Here is a 17792-nt window from a genome sequence, read left to right on the forward strand (position 1 = left end):
CCTGCATTAGCGGGCGTTGAAAGAGTAGCCATACAAATCAAAGGCTTGCGCTTCGGTGATATAGCCGAATTCCACATCACGTTTGATCTCTTCCGGGTCACGGGATTGCGGCGCGCCGTGGCCACCACCTCCCGGCAACTCCAGAACTAACGCATTGCCTTCCGGGACCAGTTGGGTTCCTTTTGCCTTTAATGACGTGCCATCAGCCAGCGAAACACGTCCCGCGGCGCCTGGCAGGCCGCCGTCACGTCCGTTGGCCGGGTGATCAACGCGGTCGAACATGGCATTAAAGCGAAATTCGAAACCAGGGTTAGGCGCGATCTCCATAATTTGTCCCAGACCGCCCCGATGTTGTCCCGCTCCGCCGGAACCGGGGCGCAGTTCTTTACGCCAGATGGTAATCGGGCCAACATGTTCAGAGGCTTCAACCGGCATCGTATGGACGCCGCTCGGAAAGGCGGTGGAGCTTAAACCATCGAATTTGCTTCGCGCGCCGGTGCCGCCGCTGTTAAACATCAGTATTTCAGCGTTGAGGGCAGGATTGGCGTCCGGGGCGGTTGGTCGCACGCTGACATGGAGATTCCACAGGCAGCCGGAACCTTCCGCAGGCACATCAATACCAGTTAGCTTATGCAGTGCGCCGAGGACCAGATCCGGCACAAAGTGACCGAGAACGTGGCGCACGGAGACCGGTGCCGGACGCTGGGCATTAAGAATGCAGTTTGCTGGCGCTTTAACCTGAAAAGCGGCCAATGACGCTTCGTTATTGGGAATTTCCGGCGCTAAAGCGCATTTCAGTCCGTAGCATGCATAGGCTTTGGTATAGATCAGCGGTACGTTAATCCCAAATTTGCTGATCGGAGAGGTGCCAGCGAAATCGGCGATAATCGCGCCATTTTCAACCGTTAACGTCACATTCAGAGTGACGGGCTCGTCATAGCCGTCCAGCGTCATGCTGTTGCTGGCGCTTGCCCCTTCTGGTAATTCAGCCAGACGGTCAGCGGTGGCCTGAGCGCTGTTGCTAAAGATAAATTCCGCCAGATCCTGCAGGTCATCCAATTCGAACTCGTCCATCATGTCGAGCAAGCGGCGCGCCCCCACTGCGTTGCAAGAGGAAAGCGAGAATATATCGCCGATAACCTGATCCGCTTCGCGGACGTTGTTGCGCAGAATATTAAGCAACACGCTATTGGCAGTGCCCTGGTCGAAGAGTTTAAGCAGCGGGATAAACAATCCCTCTTCATAGAGTTCGCGCGAATCCGGGCCGAAGCCGCGTCCACCGATATCCACCACATGAGCGGTGCAGGCAAAGAAGCCGATTAGTTTCCCGTTGCGAAAAGTGGGGGTCACGATAGTGATATCGTGCAGATGCCCGGTTCCCTTCCAGGGATCGTTGGTAATGTAGACATCTCCTGCCAGCAGATTGTCCGGCCCAAACTCTTTAATAAAGTGAGCTACCGACTCGGCCATCGTATTAACGTGGCCGGGGGTTCCCGTAACGGCCTGAGCAATCATGCGCCCGCCAATATCGAATACGCCTGCTGAGAGATCCCCGGCTTCACGTACGCTTGGGCAGAATGCCGTACGGATTAGCGTGACGGCCTGTTCTTCGACGACGGAGATGAGACGATTCCACATCACCTGTTTCTGTACTTTCGCTAAAGTCTGATTGGTCATGGTGATAATCCTGATTGCCGGGCTTAATTTGCTACGTTTTTGTGCTGCAACAGCAAGCTGCCGTCGTTCTGTATGATGACGTCGAAGCTGGAGGTTACGATGGTCGAGGTCTCCCGCTCCACGACGATAGCCGGGCCGCTGATGCGTTGGCCTGGGGCAAGGTTTTCCCGTTCGCAGATTTGCGCTCTGGTAAACTCACCCAGCGCGGCATCAAATAACGGACGATGAACCTCGCTGCAGACCTTGCTGGTGTCCTGCAGAGGCGCCACTTTTTTCACCGGCGGGAGTTGTGAACTGGCTTTTACCGTCCAACTGATGATTTCGATCGGTAACCCCTCAATCGGGCGGCCAAAGAACTGGGTATAGGCCTGCTCAAAAAGCTGGGCGAACTTTTCGCGCTGCGTTTCGTTATAAGGACCTTCTGGTAGGTCGATAGGAATTTCCCATCCCTGACCCTGATAGCGCATATAGGCGCGACGTTCCCAGATGATGGTCTGGCCGCTGGCGCCTTCTTCAAGAACTGTCGCGGCGGCAGCGGACAACTCTGTCAGCGTGGCGTCAACCTGCTGCATATCGCACAGATCGAGACGCATAAAGGCGCTTTTTACGACTTCGTAGCCGAATGGCGCTTTCAGGAACCCTACCGCCGAACCTACCCCAGCGCTGCGCGGGATCAGAAGACGTTGAATCCCCAGTTTTTCGCACAAACGAGAAGCGTGAATGGGGGCGGCGCCGCCAAAGGCGATCATCGTGTAGGTTTCTAATGCTTTACCGTTTTCTACCGCATGCGCGCGGGCGGCGTTGGCCATGTTTTCATCAACCACTTCGCTGACGCCAAATGCGGCCAGCGTCGGTGAAAGCGTCAGTTTTTCGCCAACTTCGCTCTGCATCGCGGTTTCTGAGGCTTCCACGCTAAGTTTGATTGCACCGCCAGCGAAATTGTCGGCGTCAAGGCGGCCAAGGATCAGGTCGGCATCGGTAACCGCCGGGCGTTTACCGCCTCGCTGGTAACAGGCTGGACCGGGTTCGGACGCGGCGCTTTCGGGCCCGACGCGGATCTGATTCATTGAGTCGACAGCAGCGAGCGAACCGCCGCCCGCACCGATTTCCACCATCTCAATAACCGGGATGGAGATCGGCATCCCACTGCCTTTCTTGAAGCGATAGCTGCGATCGACTTCGAAGGTTTTAGCTGTTTTGGGGCGTCCTTGCTCAATCAGACAGATTTTGGCGGTCGTGCCCCCCATGTCGAAGGAGATGACGGAGTTGAGATCAAAACGGTTGGCGATGTCAGCGGCAAACATGGCGCCACCTGCCGGGCCGGACTCCATCAGACGTACAGGAAACGCCGCGGCGTTTTGCACGCTGATAATGCCACCACCTGAGTGGATCATAAAGACCGGACACGGGATACCCGTTTCTTTCAGACGTTCGACGAGAGAATGCAGGTAAGACTCCATTACCGGGCGAACATAGGCGTTTGCGCAGACGGTATTAAAGCGTTCAAACTCGCGCATCTGAGGCGACACTTCGGAAGAGATGCTGACTGAAAGCTCAGGAATATGCTTCAGGAGAATATCGCGAACTTTTGCTTCATGCTCGCCGTTAAGATAGCTATGCATAAAGCCGATGGCTACGCTGGTATACCCCCCCTGTTTGATGACGCTGGTTAGCGTTTCTGCTTCATCAATGTCCAGAGCCTTTAATACCTGCCCCTGAGCGCCGACACGCTCGTTCAGCGTGTATCTGTCCGGGCGGGCAATCAGTGGTTTTGGCAACGTAATATTAAGATCGTACTGCTCGAAACGGTTCTCTGTGCGCATTTCGAGCACATCGCGGAAGCCCTGAGTGGTGATAAAGGCCGTTTTTGCGCCGCGCCGTTCAATTAGCGCGTTGGTTGCCAGTGTCGTACCGTGGATCACCATATCGATATCGCTAAGTTTAATGCCGGCATCTTCTACTACTTTCAAAATGCCATCGAGAATCGCCTGTTCAGGTGCTGAATAATTGGTCAATAATTTGGTGGAGTAAATTTGAGTCCCAATTTCGAGGGCAACATCAGTAAATGTTCCACCAATGTCTACACCAATTCGCACAGGTAGTTTGCTGCTGTTTTGTTCGATCATTTCTCTACGTCCAGTTTCATCAACCCACCCTGGAACAGGTGGTCAGGGATCCAAAAAGTGCTGACTCACACTCGTTCTGAGTAACAAATAAACAACATTGTCATATCGTTATAACATGAGATAAGATGTCTGACAACTGATAAGATGATAGGCATTTCTTATCGCTCTAGAATGCTTTAGTGAAAGAGGGGGTTGTTTTATTTGATTGAAAATTAATAAGAAATAAATGGCCATGTAAATGGCCCTCTTAATTGGTCAGAGGATTGACCTATAAAATAATTAAGTGAGGGGCTGGGGATGTTGCAAATATGTGAACTAAAACACAATACTGCGACGCCCAGGGAAGACAACGTTTGGTATTCAATTGAGCATGCAGATATCTATGATTCCAAAACTTAACGATGTACCTGGACTGCGCCAACAGACCCGACAGTTTCTTATGGCACTGGAAGAAAAAGGTTTCACCGGCGATATTGCTACCCGCTATAGCGATCGTCTGTCTATGGCGACGGATAATAGTATTTACCAATGTTTGCCTGAAGCGTTGGTATTTCCGCGCAGCACCGCGGATTTGGCTCTACTTGCCTGCCTGTCTAGTGAAGAGTTCCCCTCTGTAACCTTTACCCCTCGCGGCGGAGGCACCGGGACAAACGGCCAGTCGCTCAATAACAACGTGATCGTTGACCTCTCGCGCCATATGAACAAGATTCTGGAGATAAATACTGAAGAGAGATGGGTACGGGTAGAGGCTGGCGTGGTAAAAGATCAGCTTAACGCTTTCCTTAAACCATTCGGTTTTTTCTTTTCGCCGGAACTCTCTACCAGCAACCGAGCGACGCTGGGAGGGATGATAAATACCGACGCCTCCGGTCAGGGCTCTCTGGTGTATGGTAAAACCTCGGATCATGTACTGGCGCTCACCGCAGTGCTCAGCAATGGTGAAACGATTGGCACCGGAACTATCCCTGTTGCCGAAGCGGAGAGGCGCGGAAGCCTGGACTCACTGGAAGGGGCTATTTATCGTTGCGTGGTTGATCGCTGCCGCCAACAGCGGGAGCTTATTGTCAATGGTTTTCCGAAGCTGAACCGTTTTTTGACGGGCTACGACCTTTATCATGTCTTTAACGACGATCTCAGCCGCTTTGATCTGACTCGCGTGCTGACGGGCTCGGAAGGAACTCTGGCCTTTATCAGCGAGGCGAAGCTGGATATCACGCCACTGCCCAAAGTTCGACGGTTGCTGAATGTCAAATATGACGCCTTCGATTCTGCATTGCGTAATGCGGAGTTTATGCTGGAGGCTAGGGCATTGTCGGTTGAGACGGTGGATTCCACCGTGTTGAACCTGGCGCGGGAGGATATTGTCTGGCACTCAGTGAGCGCTCTGATCACCGATGTGCCCAATAGAACCCTGCTTGGACTGAATATGGTTGAGTTTGCCGGCGATGATAGGGAGCTCATCGATCGGCAGGTCGATTCGTTATGCCAACGCCTGGATAAGTTAATTAAGGAGCAAAAGGGCGGTGTGATTGGCTGGCAGCTTTGCCAGAATGTGGCGGAAATCGAGCGTGTCTATGCGATGCGCAAAAAAGCTGTTGGATTGCTGGGAAATGCGAAAGGCCGGGGAAAACCGGTCGCTTTTGTTGAAGATACCTGTGTACCGCCGCAATATCTGGCCGATTATATTACCGAATTTCGCGCATTGCTGGACGGCCATAAACTACATTACGGCATGTTCGGTCATGTCGATGCTGGCGTCCTTCATGTCAGGCCCGCCATAGATTTGACCGATCCGCAGCAAGAAACGTTAATAAAGCAGATCTCCGATGAAGTTGTGGCGCTGACCGCGAAATATGGTGGCCTGCTGTGGGGAGAGCATGGTAAAGGCTATCGGGCGGAATACAGTCAGTCCTTTTTCGGTGATGCACTCTATCAGGAACTGCGTCACGTGAAGACGGTCTTCGATCCTCACAACCGTCTCAATCCAGGGAAAATTTGCCTGCCGTTCGCCAGTGAACCGTCGGAAATGATGCAGATTGATGCTGCCAAGCGCGGTACTTTCGATCGCCAGATTCCAGTTGTGGTGCGCAGTGCCTGGCGCGGGCCGATGGCGTGCAACGGCAACGGCCTGTGCTTTAACTACGACACCTTTTCACCAATGTGTCCGTCAATGAAAATTACCGCTAATCGGGTTCATTCTCCGAAAGGGCGGGCCACACTAGTTCGCGAATGGTTGCGGCTGCTGGCGAATAAAGATGTTCAGCTTTCGGGCGGAGAGATTACACAAGGTTCTTTGTGGCGCAGGGCGCGGAATACGCTTGCGGCAAAACGGGGTGAATATGACTTCTCACATGAGGTCAAAGAGGCAATGGCGGGATGTCTGGCCTGTAAAGCCTGTTCAACGCAGTGCCCAGTGAAAATTGATGTACCTTCATTCCGTTCGCGTTTTTTATCGGCCTATTACACCCGCTATCTGCGCCCGCTACGGGATCATGTGGTGGTTAATGTCGAACGCTATGCGCCGCTGATGGCCCGAATGCCGAGGACGGTGAACTTCGTTATGCGCCGCAAACTGGTGCAGAACGCCACGCAGAAAGTTATTGGGATGGCCGATCTGCCGTTACTTTCAGTGCCAACCTTAAAACAGAGGCTTCAGGATATCCCGGATATTCAACTCTCCCTCGCGGAGGTGTTACAGCTCGAAGCGCAGCAACGACGGCAGTATGTCGTGCTGGTTCAAGATCCCTTTACCAGTTTTTATGATGCCCAGGTAGTGGAGGATGCGATACGCCTTATCGCCAAGTTGGGTTTTCGTCCTCTGCTTCTTCCTTTCATACCGAACGGTAAGGCGCAGCATATTAAGGGGTTCCTGCAACAGTTTGCTGACACTGCGCGACAAACGTCCCGGTATTTAAATGAAATAGCCGCTCTTGGTCTGCCTATGGTCGGTGTTGATCCCGCGCTGGTTCTCTGTTTTCGTGAAGAGTATCGTGAAATTCTCGGTGAGGCGCGTGGCGATTTTAAAGTTCATTTGATGCACGAATGGCTGCGGGAGAGTGTTGAAAAGTCGTCGCTGAGCGGCGCAAGAGGGGAGTCGTGGTATCTGTTCAGCCATTGCACTGAAGCTACCGCGCTCCCCAGCGCAGCAGAAGACTGGCGAACTATTTTTTCCCGCTACGGAGCCAGGCTGGAGAGTATAAATGTCGGTTGCTGCGGAATGGCCGGCACTTATGGTCATGAAGTTCCTAATCTGGAAAATTCCAAAGGAATCTATGCTCTGTCATGGCAGCAAAAGCTGCACGAACTTCCCCCTGAACGCTGCTTAACCACGGGTTTTTCCTGTCGAAGCCAAGTGAAAAGAATGGAATCTTTCCGCATTCAGCATCCGATACAGGCGCTGTTAAAATTATTGGATAATAATTGAATAGAATCACTTGGGAGCACTGGCACATTGTGCTTTCTGTATCACTTAATCACAAACTATCGCGCTCATAACTCCATATGGGCGAACGCTTTGTTTGAATATAATACGGCATTTGGTCTCGGTATGAGGTTGACGGTGACATCAATATTATGGCGTTTGATACCGAGACTCTCTTTCGGTTGCTTTGAAATGGCTATGTAGCGGTCAACAAAAACTGGCCACCGCTTTAGAGTTTTTCCAGTATCGGTTTTCCGATTCGTTTGGTGATAACCAACCGTTATATTCATGCGGCCTGAGCACGTTGTAATACCCAACGATATAGTCTGTTATTGCGTGGGCAACCTCATTGGAGCTCATGTAACCCGTGACCGGCACCCATCCGTTCTTCAGACTCCTGAAGAAACGCTCCATTGGACTACTTCCGCCGGCGTTACGCCAGGCATGCGACCTGAGCACCCTGCGCCTGGAGTCCGGTTCGTTTGTCGAGGACGATCTGCGCGCCCACTACTCCGACGTGCTCTATTCGCTGAAGACCGGGCAGGGCGACGGCTACATCTACGCCCTCATCGAGCACCAATGTAAGCGTCAATACGGTTCAAATGTGACGCTTACTAATAGCGCTCAACCTGTGTTACTAGGAATCGCATACCCACCAATGATGAACCAAGCCAAGAGCACAACAGCCGCCACGATGATGGCGACGGGAAACAGGTATCCGATCTTCATGTTTTTCTCGTTATCTGGCGGCACCTTCCGCCCAAAACACGATGCCAACGCCCATCAGCTGATTATGTTTGGAAGGTGCCATTGATGCATTGTAAGATACTACCCAAGGACATAGAGCAATGTATGATCCATCCATAGAGCTATGACAGCAGTGATGCCGAGAGCTATCCATTCAGCATACTTATCCAACGAGTAACCTCCCTGTAATGGAACTTCCAGTTTGACCAGCACGCCTCCCAAGGATGTTGGTCAAAGCGATGCTAAAAATTTGTTGCGATTATATTAGGATTCTTCTTGTTCTGGAATGCTGTGGATTTATCAGGGGGAAGATGTAGCGAGAACTTCGTGGGTATCTGCCTATCGGCGAGGGTGATGCCCCCCATTTGACTGCTCCGCTCGTTGGTATGCCGTAATGGTAGCTGGTAGTGAGAAGTTTAGGCGGGAGGTGTGACAAATTTGCGCCAAAACACTGACACAAAAAAAACAATGAAAGGCAAAAATCAGCAAACGCACTTTGTAGCGACTGGCTTGTGGTGCGGCTTTGGTTGTTAGTTTAGTATATGCATCCTTTGTAAATCATCAGACTGAAATTCTGCTGCTAGATATTTTATGGTATCATCTTTTTATATTGTTGTTCATTGACTTCTCGTTTTTTTATAGAGTTATTATAAAAATTATATTTGCGTCAGACTGTATTGTGAATGCTATCCTTGTTAAAGGAAAGTATTGGTCACTTTTAAGTAATTATATCTAAGGAAACGTATCAAATACCAGAAAAATGTCTACCCTCTAGTTTGACGTGGTTTGTTCAGATTGTTAGGATAGCCCTGTTATACTGTCGTCTTCGGACGATCACCAATGCTCAGTGGGTCTGTGATGAGCGCCTTCGGGTGACCCTGCTGTTAATTGACAGCCACCAATGATCTGGCCATCTGCGAGGATCGCCTTCGGGTGATGGCAAAAGAAAGCTTCCGTAGCCTGAAAGGGAGCACGCTAGGTATGGTGTGGTACATCTGCCCGCCTTTGGGAGCAGATATCGCCTGCATAACGTAGTATTCGGGGCGGTTAAGGCTGCTGAAAAGTCATCACAATGCCATGGTGCTATTAGCCTGGCACACATCTACATATGGCAGTCCTTGCCTGGATAATTCAGTCGCAACAGACTGATATCACTTACTTCTTTAAAGCTGTTAAGGCTTTTATGACGTATTGCTGACGATGTGACTTTTGAACGCACGTATAAGGCCATTTGGTACATTTGGCCGCTTACGTGAGTCTCATTAGGAGCAGAGGAGCGCGTCACTTGTGAAGTGGCGAAGACACTACCAAGTGACGCGCGTAGCGCATAACGTCTCAACCCACGTACGACGTGGCTTTCAACGTTTAACTACCATCTGACCAATATGTAGTCTGTGTCAGTACGGTTTTAAACACTCATTCACTTCAACGTAATTACGACGGAAAACACCGTTTTGAACGTTTCACTATCTAAAAGGAGGAAATCGACTCGGTATCGATGGCGACACTACGAACAGTAGTGTTGGAGGCAGCTTGACGAAAGTCAGCTCTGCATTAGCAGCAAACGGATCAGAGATCTGGGGTGCCTCGCAAGAACTCAACATTTCGCCGCCCCGATGCACAGATACCAGTCGAGACGCAGGAAGCGCAAAAGCAACCGTGTCGTCGGGGTTGAAATTACTGAGGTACAGATCCGTCTGCTTCTGTTAAAGCAGAAGGACGTGTATCCCATTGGAGATGTTAAGATGTCCAGATTCGGTAAACAGCTGGGAAAACAACTTGTCACGCTTGCTCGTCAGGGAAGAGGGAGTTTTAAAACCGTTGCTGACCGTTCCAGAATTGCAGAACGTTTTTCTGAACGTCTGGCAAAGTTGAATATTCAAATTCGTGATGTAAAACACATCAAGACGGTCCATATCGAAAAATACATTCATAGCCGGCAGGCTGAAAACCTGTCGCTCCGTACATTGCAAAACGAGATGGCAGCAGTGCGTTCAATCATGTCAGCTGCGGGTCGGAATAAACTGGCCGATCCCAACCATGAGAAATTGAGTAACCAGGCTTTAGGGATTTCAGGTGCTAACCGTGATGGAACAAAAGCCCCTATTTCGGATGAAAAGTTAACTGCTGTCATAAATCACGTCTTAAAAAAAGATGCAGGGGTAGCATTAGGTGTTCAGTTGTCTCGCTATGTAGGTTTGCGAACGGAAGAAACGGTTCAGTCAGCAAAGTCATTAAAAACATGGCGACAGGCTTTAATTAATGGAGGCGAGCGTGTTCGGGTTGTGTTTGGCACGAAAGGAGGTCGTCCTCGTGATACGACCATTTTTAATCGTGAGAAGGTTTTATCTATTTTAGAGGCGGCAATAAAACATTGTGATGAACATAATGGGAAACTGATTGATAAGCCTTCATTGCATACAGCAATAGAACGGTACAGAAATATTGTTCGTGAAGCTGGAATGACAGGGAAAGATGCTCCCCATAGTTTGCGATACGCGTATTCACGTGATGCGGTGACTTATCATGTTAAAAATGGAATGAGTCGCGTAGAAGCAGAGGCATTGGTATCGATGGATTTGGGCCATGGTGATGGGCGAGGTCGTTATATTAAGCAAGTCTATTTCAAAGGTGATGTGGAGTAACAGATTAATTGCATAGTATGCGGGATTTTATTAATTTAAAATTTTATCAACTGTATGCGTGAATATGATGGTTCGTACATAACGTTCGCAGCTCTCACAGGGCTGCGACCTCAAAATCATAATGGTACTGAGACGTTACGTTATTAGGATAATAGGAAATATTATTCCAAAAACAGGTGCTCATGGTCTCTTGACAGATCAGCGATTTGCTCGGAAAATAAACATGCTTACTCGTTGTCTTCGGACAACCACCAATGCTCAATGGGTCTGTGATGAGCGCCTTCGGGTGACCTAGCTGTCAGTCGACAGCCACCAATGATCCAGCCACTTGTGAGGATCGCCTTCGGGTAGTGGCAAAAAACGCTTCCGTAGCTTGAAAGGAAGCACGCCGTTTACGGTGTAGTACATCTGCCCGCCTTTGAGAGTAGATGTCATCGTAGTTTTGATGAACAAGGCTTACTTTCTTACCTATGATGATTGCGTGTGACGCAGTCAAATCCCAAGGGAAATACCTTTCCCCTGGGAGCGGTGTTTCCCTTTTTTACAGGAGAAACACCATGTCTGTTTTTACTTCTTCAGTTGTTCCTGATTTCTTCTCAACCCTGCACCGTGTCAAATCGGCTGTCCAGCGAATACCTTTTCGCCTGGCGCCGCCGCGTTTTACTGACTGGTACGTCAATGCAGCAGGTAATTTTGCCGTTCGCGCGCATGTTATCTGCAGTGATGATGGTTCGGTCAGCGCGTTACTGACGCTGCGCAAGGGGTGGTACAAAGGCGAATATACCTACGCAAGCACCCACGTTGTGCTGTCTTGCAAGCATACCGAGCGCAGAAAAGCTTACCGACTCGCCAGTCAACATGCTGAGCATTTGGCCAGACTGCGTTACCGTTTTTAGAGCGGTCGGTTTACCCACTTAATACCCTGACGGGGATTTACACCCGTTATGGGGATAAATCCCTCGGCATTTTATGGAGGATTTATCGATGCATACCCCGTTACCCAACGTACTTGACTTAAAAACCGCGCTTGATGCGTTTCATTTCCTTTGCCTGGTGGAAGGCAAGCTCATGAGTATCCGGGCTTACCAGCGTCTGGGACTGGGTCTTGAACGTGAAGACCCCACTGAGCTGAATGATGTGGAAAATGCCGTTATCAATGCGGGTGAGGCCTTTGGAGGTTTCCTGCTGGTCATGCAGTACGGCTATATATCGACACTTTCCGCTAACGGGCAAGCGCTCATGGCTCGCCTGGATACTCTGAGCAAAGATATTCACGCGTCTTATTGGGCGCAGGCCGTGGAGCAAGGCAAGCGCGATGTCGAAGCCGACATTGCGATTGGCGAGCTCGAGGTTTGGTGATCGGCACTGCAGCCTGACAGACACATACCCTGACGGGGATTTATTCCCGTCCGGGGGATAAATCCCCCCAATTTTTTGTTACCGGAGGATTTATTGTGAGTATGAACGTGTATTTTGACTCGCCGCCGTCCCAGGACGCGTGGATTGATTTCACCCTGGCGGTGACCGAAGTGTTCTGGTTGTTGCCGGCGACAGCACGGCCTGCGGATATTGACCAGGCCAGTGACCTTTTCAGCGATGCGGTACTCGATGTGGCCGGTCTGCGGTTTTCTCAGCAACCGGGACACATGCAGCCTGTACAGCAGATGCTCTGGGCCGACAGTCGGCAGAGTTTTTTCGGTCGGCTGATGCTGCTCCTGATACATAACCTGTGTCCGGGCTCTGTCCGCATTGAACGGGATACACAAACTGCCGAATGTGGCTGGGAGCAACCGCTTATCTGGTTGCGCCATCATCTTCAGCGCCCTGAACTTCAGGCGCCAGAAGCCGTGAATGAACGGGTGCTTACGGATGATTCCGTCTGCAGACACCTGGTGCAGTTCAGGGACAGCATTAACACCGACGCGCTCGCCTACCACTGGCGAGTGATCGCCTTGATGGATAACGTCTGGCTTACTCCGAAAGAGGAAAAAATGTCATGAGTATGAACATCGCTTTTTTAACCACCGCACCTCAGACGCTGACTCAGGATTTGTGCGATCTGGCCAACCTGGAAGGGCATTTGTTGTCTGTACGCGCGCTGATGCGTCTCGATGCCGGCAATGAAAAGGGTGAGGGTGAAGTCCACTCGTCTAACCAATGTGAGGTGGCTCATGTCGCCCACTCGTTTGGTTTTGCCTGGAATGGGGGGCGCTTCGACCGTTTGGCCTGTGAACCGCTTATCAACGCACTGCACCAGCTCGGGACCGCAATCGATCCGGCAGTATGGCAGAGCAGCTTTGATGACGGGTGTAATGACGCAGAGATTGAACGGGAGCAGGCGCGAATGAACCTGCTCATCTCCCTCATCTAGTCCACATTGTGGATGGATGAGGGGCTACCTCATCGCATCCCCTTCACTGAACGCATGGCCTGATTAGGCTCGCGTTTTAACCCGGCAGGGCTTTCCTGCGGGGGAGCTCCTGCCATTGTTGAGAGGAGTACCCCATGGGGCTGGATATCAACTTTATCCGTCAGCGCAAGGCGGACTACCCGATGTTGCCGGTTAACGGCGACTGGACACCCGTCGGTGACTGGGTGCCGTGTTCACCAGCGTGGCTGGAGGACGGCGGCGATTGTGCGCAGACGCCGCGAATATACAACCATAAAACATGCTGTCACTACCATCCGCCTGTTCAGGTTTATACCTGTCATTTTCGCGGCTTTACCGCGTTAATGAACTGGATGGGCGCCAGCGTCGCTGAGGTCAACAATGGGGCATTGCTTGAACTAGGTCGTAACGACATCCAGATGTTGGATTTGTGTCTGTCGCGGCTGAATGAAGCAAACTGCCATGACGATTTTCCGTCTGAATGTACGGATTACAGCGACATGTACTGGTCGCAGGTCGAACTGTTGAAGGCGTATATCAATAGCGTCATGACCGGTTTCGATTTTCACCAATATCACCTTTACTTCCGGGCATCCTGGTAACACGACGGCGCCCATCATTTTACTTTCCCTGGAGGGACTTTCCCCTCCCGGGGAAGGTCCGTCTCCGCAACTCAGGAGACTTGTCATGTTGCATTTTAACCCTGCAGAACTGCGCGCCGTGGTGGCTGAAGTCCGCGCCAATCAGTGTGCGCTGGTGTTGGCCAAAGACAATGGCGTCTATCTGATGCCGGCCGTGGGCGAACGAAACGCCACCGGCCGTATCAAGCACCTGGCGTATGCCGACGGGTGTCATCCCGACAAGGATGAGGCCTGGTATGAAACGTCCCGGCAGCTTGCCGGCGGCGACGACTTTGGCGAAGAGCTGGTGCTGAACGACAATTGTATCGAGCGAATACTGTCACAAGGCCATGAGCTCTGGATACACCTGTTACCCGAAACGGTCTGTATGCACGTTGCCAGGGTTAACTGGGTGTGTATCGCCGATTACCGTCGGGTGACCGCGCGCATGCTGCAGCTGGCCGAGGTCCATTACTCGGTTTGCGTCAGTCAGGATGAGTTTAAACACTGGCGTGAGCGGGCCATCAACCTTCTGGCCACGGCCTGTCATACCGATTGCAAGCGGGCAAAGCCTGCCGACAGAGACGACTATTTGAACCTGTTCGAACGGCTGAAACAGCGTGTTGACACCGTCAATCCGAAAGGGGCGCTGCGTTACCCCGCGTTCTGACCACTTTTCCTGTCCCCTGGGGCGTATTCTTCGCCGTCAGGGGAGGAATGCGCCTTTTTCATTGAGGAGTATTCCATGAAGAAAAGATCACCATCACGTCAATCAAAGAAACGTGCAGAGCGTCCTGACCTGTACCAACAGGTCACGGACAACATCATCGGCGCCATTGAGCGTGGCACCTTACCCTGGCGCAAGCCCTGGCGGACTGACCGGAACCGGGTCTATACCGGGTCGGTCATGCCGCAGAACGGCACGACGGGTTACCACTACAGCGGCGTGAATGTGCTGCTGTTGTGGATAGCCGCGGAAGAGCGCGGTTTTCAGTCGAACCGATGGCTCACCTACAAGCAGGCGGAAGCCGCCGGTGGCCATGTACGTGCCGGCGAGACGGCAACCCTGGCTGTGGTATTCAAACCCTGGGACAAGCAGGTGGAGGACGCTGATGGCCGGCAGCTGTTTGACGAAGAGGGGAAACCGCTGAAAACGCGAATACCCATGCTGAAGCCGCTGTACCTGTTTAACGTTGCCCAATGCGACAACCTCCCCGAGATCGTTGTCGGCGTTATGCCGACAACCGAGATGGATGAGGGTGATGCGTCGGTCGATGCGAAAACGCAGGCTCAGGTTAACACCCTCGTTGAGGCCTGCGGCGTTCGGGTTGAACAGGTTTACCAGGACAGGGCGTTTTACTCCCCACTCCGGGACCAGATTGTCCTGCCACAGGTTCAGCAATTTCGGACTGAGGCGGATTACTGGTCAACGTTGTTGCATGAACTGGTGCACAGCACCGGCCATGCTAAACGGCTTAACCGGGAAGGGATCACGTCTTCTTCCCGGCGGTTCGGCGACCCGGTGTACGCGTTCGAGGAACTGGTGGCGGAGCTCGGCAGTGCTTTTATGTGCGCGCAGCTTGGCGTCTTTGGTGACATCCAGCACGACAGCTACCTTGAGCACTGGCTCAGGGTATTACGTGAAGATAAACGCGCGCTGTTTCGTGCGGCCAAACAGGCCCGTGAGGCGTCAGAATTTTTGCTGAAGCCCTTGGCGAACCCGGTGACAACCGATCCAGCCGTTGCGGCATGAGGAGTCTGGTGATGACGATTGAACAACGTTACTGGCAGACCATTGCCGGCAGGTTACTGGCCAAATATTTTGGCCTGGCGTTAAACGATACCGATCTGTGTGAAGCGGAGTGCGTAATGGCTTTACAGGAAGCGGGAGTGCGGCCGTTTGAGGCGATCAACAACCTGGTGGATAAATACCACCTGGTACGCCTTGGCGCCAATCCCTTTACCTCATCATCACCGTATCTGCGCCAGGTGGAAGAGCTGGGCGTGATCGGTGAAACAGAACAGGAGATAACCGATGACTAAAGCCACCAACAAGGGGCTGCAGATAACCGTTGACCCTGAGATTGCCAGCGAGCTGGCCTACATGCTGAAGCTTCAGCAGACCTGTGGCGCCGCTGTTCAGCTTGAGAATGTCGAGGGCCTGATCCATTACATTCTGGCGAGTATCGCCGATGGTAGCCGACGTCCGGGCTCGTGGGAGCGCGGAATATTGGTACAGCTGGGATTGGTCGCTAATGGCGACGAACATCAGGTATACCGGGCTCACTATGGCGAGCAAGCCCACTAAGGACAGGATCAGCGTCCTGGCCATCATGAGGTAACACCTAACCCAACGGGGGAGACTTTCCCCCGCTGGGGAAAGCTCCCTCTTTTTCTTGTAAGAAGAGGAGAACGACCATGTCGAACTGGTGCAATAACCGTTTAGTTATCACGGGCCAATCCGTTTTTGTGGATGAACTGCAGCAATGGGCCAATGGCCATGTTGTTCCTGACTACCGTCATGCTGTTCAACAAAGCTGCCGGCTGTTCCTGGCCGGGTGTGCCGGCATACTGAAGCCGGTGACGACAAAACCCGGTGTTTATGTGCCTTACCCGGGACTGTTAACGCAGCCGGGGATTGCATCGCCTCAGAATCTGGCCTTTGAACACTGGTTCGGGTTGCTGAAGGCGGATGTACCGTTAACGGGTGAGAACATTCGCCTGATAGAGCGACTCTACCGCCAGTCGGGTATCGATGCGGTGAAATGGGAGAACATCCCCAACGTCGCGAAGGAGCGTATGGCGGATGTATTATCGCGCCAATATGCGGACTGGTTCGGACTGGTGGGGGTGAGCCCTGACATCGATGCCGGCATCTGCTGGGAACGTTTGAGCGTGATGCCTGAGTATACCGCGCCATGCGATATGCTGATGTTGATCCCGACGCGTCTGGCAACTGAACTGAATGGCTCAGGCGGGCTGCTGCGTGATGTGCCGTCCACCACTGATCTCTATGGTCGGCAATACGGCGTCGAGTGGCCGGCCGGCCATAATGTCGGTTGCGTACGTGATGGCATCAACACGTTGACGGTACACTTCGATTCTCCGTGGTACCCGCCAGCCGGCGAGGTTATCGGGAGAGTGTCTGAGTTGTTCAGTTGCCAGGTGGAACATACCTGGTATATGCCTGATGCGGAACGCAGCGGCTACGATCGTTACGACCGTGGTGAGCATGTCGACGGTGGACGAATAGCGGCTAAGGTTGAGGAAGGTGAGATGATCCACCTGACCTACGCCGACCAGGATTCTATTCCCTTGTCACCGAATGCAGCAGCCGGCTAATCACCGTTTTTTGCTGAAGCACTAACCTATGGCCACCGGTATCCCGGTGGCCTTTTTTTCCCGTGGGGGGAGTTCTCCCACTGCGGGTGAACTCCCTTATTAATGGAGTTCACCATGCTGACGTTTACTGAAGCACAAAACCAATTCATCAGCCTCTTTGGCCAAACGGCCCGCTACCATCACCGGTACAAGGTCTTTTCTGACTTTGTTCAGTGCGGCGCGATAGCAATACACAACCGCTTTTGTCCGGAAGACGCGTTGGAGAAGCAGTACATGTCGCTCATCAAAGGGTATGAACGTGAGGATGTCGAACGCCTGGCGCACTTACTTGCTCTGGTACGAATAGCACTGGCCGCTAAACCTTGTGATTTTTTGGGCATGGCTTTCATGAGTCTGGAGCTTGGTGATAAACATCGTGGGCAGTTTTTTACACCCTGGAGTGTGGCATCCATGATGGCCAAACTGCAATTCACCGGACTGGAGCAACGGTTGTTGACTCAACCGTTCGTGACGATCAGTGAGCCTGCGTGTGGTGCCGGCGCCATGATGATCGCCGCTGCGGCCGAGATTCAGGCGTTGGGGTACATGCCTTCACGGCATATGTGGGTTTCCTGCGTTGATATCGATGTGGTAGCGATGTCGATGGCATATATTCAGTTGTCTTCGCTTGGCATTCCTGGAGAGGTTGTGTTGGGGAATGCACTGGCAGATGAACGGCGATTGGTGATGTGTACCCCGATGCATTGGTTAGAACAATGGCCACTTCGATTACAGACTCTTAGAGAGTTTAAAGCGATTAGTTGACAACAATCGCCCCTGACTGGG

Annotated in this window: 15 protein-coding genes and 2 pseudogenes; 14 read left to right on the plus strand and 3 right to left on the minus strand. The window is 52.1% G+C overall.

Annotated elements, in window-relative coordinates; all coding sequences use genetic code 11:
• Positions 1–6: 6 nt before the first annotated feature.
• Positions 7–1677, minus strand: a complete 1671-nt coding sequence (locus WA302_RS19110) for a hydantoinase B/oxoprolinase family protein (RefSeq protein WP_336064687.1) — start codon at positions 1675–1677, stop codon at positions 7–9.
• A gap of 23 nt (positions 1678–1700) precedes the next feature.
• Positions 1701–3803 (minus strand): hydantoinase/oxoprolinase family protein, encoded by a 2103-nt coding sequence (locus WA302_RS19115; RefSeq protein ID WP_336064688.1) that lies wholly within the window; start codon positions 3801–3803, stop codon positions 1701–1703.
• Positions 3804–4185: 382 nt separating this feature from the next.
• Between WA302_RS19115 and ydiJ the strand changes: the two genes are divergently transcribed.
• Positions 4186–7227: a D-2-hydroxyglutarate dehydrogenase YdiJ gene (gene ydiJ, locus WA302_RS19120; protein WP_336064689.1), complete on the plus strand. Its 3042-nt coding sequence runs from the start codon at positions 4186–4188 to the stop codon at positions 7225–7227.
• A gap of 204 nt (positions 7228–7431) precedes the next feature.
• Here ydiJ and WA302_RS19125 read toward each other — a convergent pair.
• A pseudogene (locus tag WA302_RS19125) lies at positions 7432–7650 on the minus strand (integrase core domain-containing protein); the annotation flags it as partial.
• 13 nt (positions 7651–7663) lie between these two features.
• Here WA302_RS19125 and WA302_RS19130 point away from each other — a divergent pair.
• From WA302_RS19130 to WA302_RS19195, 13 genes and pseudogenes are all read left to right on the plus strand, one after another.
• Positions 7664–7804, plus strand: a pseudogene (locus WA302_RS19130) (Rpn family recombination-promoting nuclease/putative transposase); the annotation flags it as partial.
• 1912 nt (positions 7805–9716) lie between these two features.
• Positions 9717–10616: an integrase domain-containing protein gene (locus WA302_RS19140; protein ID WP_336064691.1), complete on the plus strand. Its 900-nt coding sequence runs from the start codon at positions 9717–9719 to the stop codon at positions 10614–10616.
• A gap of 557 nt (positions 10617–11173) precedes the next feature.
• A complete protein-coding gene (locus WA302_RS19145) occupies positions 11174–11512 on the plus strand; it encodes a hypothetical protein (protein ID WP_094143130.1) in 339 nt (112 codons plus the stop codon).
• A gap of 88 nt (positions 11513–11600) precedes the next feature.
• Entirely contained in the window at positions 11601–11975 is a 375-nt protein-coding gene (locus tag WA302_RS19150; protein WP_262190613.1) for a hypothetical protein, read from the plus strand.
• Positions 11976–12076: 101 nt separating this feature from the next.
• Positions 12077–12616 (plus strand): hypothetical protein, encoded by a 540-nt coding sequence (locus WA302_RS19155; protein WP_084827132.1) that lies wholly within the window; start codon positions 12077–12079, stop codon positions 12614–12616.
• Complete coding sequence (locus WA302_RS19160; RefSeq protein ID WP_262190608.1) at positions 12613–12987, plus strand: hypothetical protein; 375 nt, start codon at positions 12613–12615, stop codon at positions 12985–12987. Before WA302_RS19155 ends, WA302_RS19160 begins: the two co-directional genes overlap by 4 nt.
• A 134-nt stretch (positions 12988–13121) precedes the next feature.
• The gene (locus tag WA302_RS19165; protein ID WP_084827133.1) at positions 13122–13607 is read left to right on the plus strand and encodes a hypothetical protein; all 486 of its coding nucleotides are present in this window, start codon (positions 13122–13124) and stop codon (positions 13605–13607) included.
• A gap of 85 nt (positions 13608–13692) precedes the next feature.
• Entirely contained in the window at positions 13693–14295 is a 603-nt protein-coding gene (locus tag WA302_RS19170) for a DUF3085 domain-containing protein (RefSeq protein WP_336064692.1), read from the plus strand.
• Between the two features lie 75 nt (positions 14296–14370).
• A complete protein-coding gene (locus WA302_RS19175; protein WP_336064693.1) occupies positions 14371–15378 on the plus strand; it encodes an ArdC family protein in 1008 nt (335 codons plus the stop codon).
• Between the two features lie 11 nt (positions 15379–15389).
• Complete coding sequence (locus tag WA302_RS19180) at positions 15390–15668, plus strand: TA system toxin CbtA family protein (protein ID WP_049209639.1); 279 nt, start codon at positions 15390–15392, stop codon at positions 15666–15668.
• Entirely contained in the window at positions 15661–15933 is a 273-nt protein-coding gene (locus WA302_RS19185) for a hypothetical protein (RefSeq protein WP_103681924.1), read from the plus strand. Before WA302_RS19180 ends, WA302_RS19185 begins: the two co-directional genes overlap by 8 nt.
• Before the next feature lie 110 nt (positions 15934–16043).
• Entirely contained in the window at positions 16044–16967 is a 924-nt protein-coding gene (locus tag WA302_RS19190; RefSeq protein WP_336064694.1) for a DUF1281 domain-containing protein, read from the plus strand.
• A 114-nt stretch (positions 16968–17081) separates the two neighbouring features.
• Positions 17082–17771 (plus strand): N-6 DNA methylase, encoded by a 690-nt coding sequence (locus WA302_RS19195; RefSeq protein WP_262190599.1) that lies wholly within the window; start codon positions 17082–17084, stop codon positions 17769–17771.
• Positions 17772–17792: the final 21 nt, after the last annotated feature.

This window comes from Serratia sp. 201 (assembly GCF_037027545.1).
In the GTDB taxonomy this organism is placed as follows: Bacteria; Pseudomonadota; Gammaproteobacteria; order Enterobacterales; family Enterobacteriaceae; genus Serratia; species Serratia bockelmannii.

What these genes read in the sequence shown, in the direction of transcription:
- WA302_RS19185 (WP_103681924.1), top strand. Translation starts at nt 15,661, where the DNA reads ATGACTAAAGCCACCAACAAGGGGCTGCAGATAACCGTTGACCCTGAG.
- WA302_RS19180 (WP_049209639.1), top strand. Translation starts at nt 15,390, where the DNA reads ATGACGATTGAACAACGTTACTGGCAGACCATTGCCGGCAGGTTACTG.
- WA302_RS19175 (WP_336064693.1), top strand. Translation starts at nt 14,371, where the DNA reads ATGAAGAAAAGATCACCATCACGTCAATCAAAGAAACGTGCAGAGCGT.
- WA302_RS19140 (WP_336064691.1), top strand. Translation starts at nt 9,717, where the DNA reads ATGTCCAGATTCGGTAAACAGCTGGGAAAACAACTTGTCACGCTTGCT.
- WA302_RS19150 (WP_262190613.1), top strand. Translation starts at nt 11,601, where the DNA reads ATGCATACCCCGTTACCCAACGTACTTGACTTAAAAACCGCGCTTGAT.
- WA302_RS19190 (WP_336064694.1), top strand. Translation starts at nt 16,044, where the DNA reads ATGTCGAACTGGTGCAATAACCGTTTAGTTATCACGGGCCAATCCGTT.
- ydiJ (WP_336064689.1), top strand. Translation starts at nt 4,186, where the DNA reads ATGATTCCAAAACTTAACGATGTACCTGGACTGCGCCAACAGACCCGA.
- WA302_RS19110 (WP_336064687.1), bottom strand. Translation starts at nt 1,677, where the DNA reads ATGACCAATCAGACTTTAGCGAAAGTACAGAAACAGGTGATGTGGAAT.
- WA302_RS19195 (WP_262190599.1), top strand. Translation starts at nt 17,082, where the DNA reads ATGCTGACGTTTACTGAAGCACAAAACCAATTCATCAGCCTCTTTGGC.
- WA302_RS19115 (WP_336064688.1), bottom strand. Translation starts at nt 3,803, where the DNA reads ATGATCGAACAAAACAGCAGCAAACTACCTGTGCGAATTGGTGTAGAC.
- WA302_RS19155 (WP_084827132.1), top strand. Translation starts at nt 12,077, where the DNA reads ATGAACGTGTATTTTGACTCGCCGCCGTCCCAGGACGCGTGGATTGAT.
- WA302_RS19145 (WP_094143130.1), top strand. Translation starts at nt 11,174, where the DNA reads ATGTCTGTTTTTACTTCTTCAGTTGTTCCTGATTTCTTCTCAACCCTG.
- WA302_RS19160 (WP_262190608.1), top strand. Translation starts at nt 12,613, where the DNA reads ATGAGTATGAACATCGCTTTTTTAACCACCGCACCTCAGACGCTGACT.
- WA302_RS19170 (WP_336064692.1), top strand. Translation starts at nt 13,693, where the DNA reads ATGTTGCATTTTAACCCTGCAGAACTGCGCGCCGTGGTGGCTGAAGTC.
- WA302_RS19165 (WP_084827133.1), top strand. Translation starts at nt 13,122, where the DNA reads ATGGGGCTGGATATCAACTTTATCCGTCAGCGCAAGGCGGACTACCCG.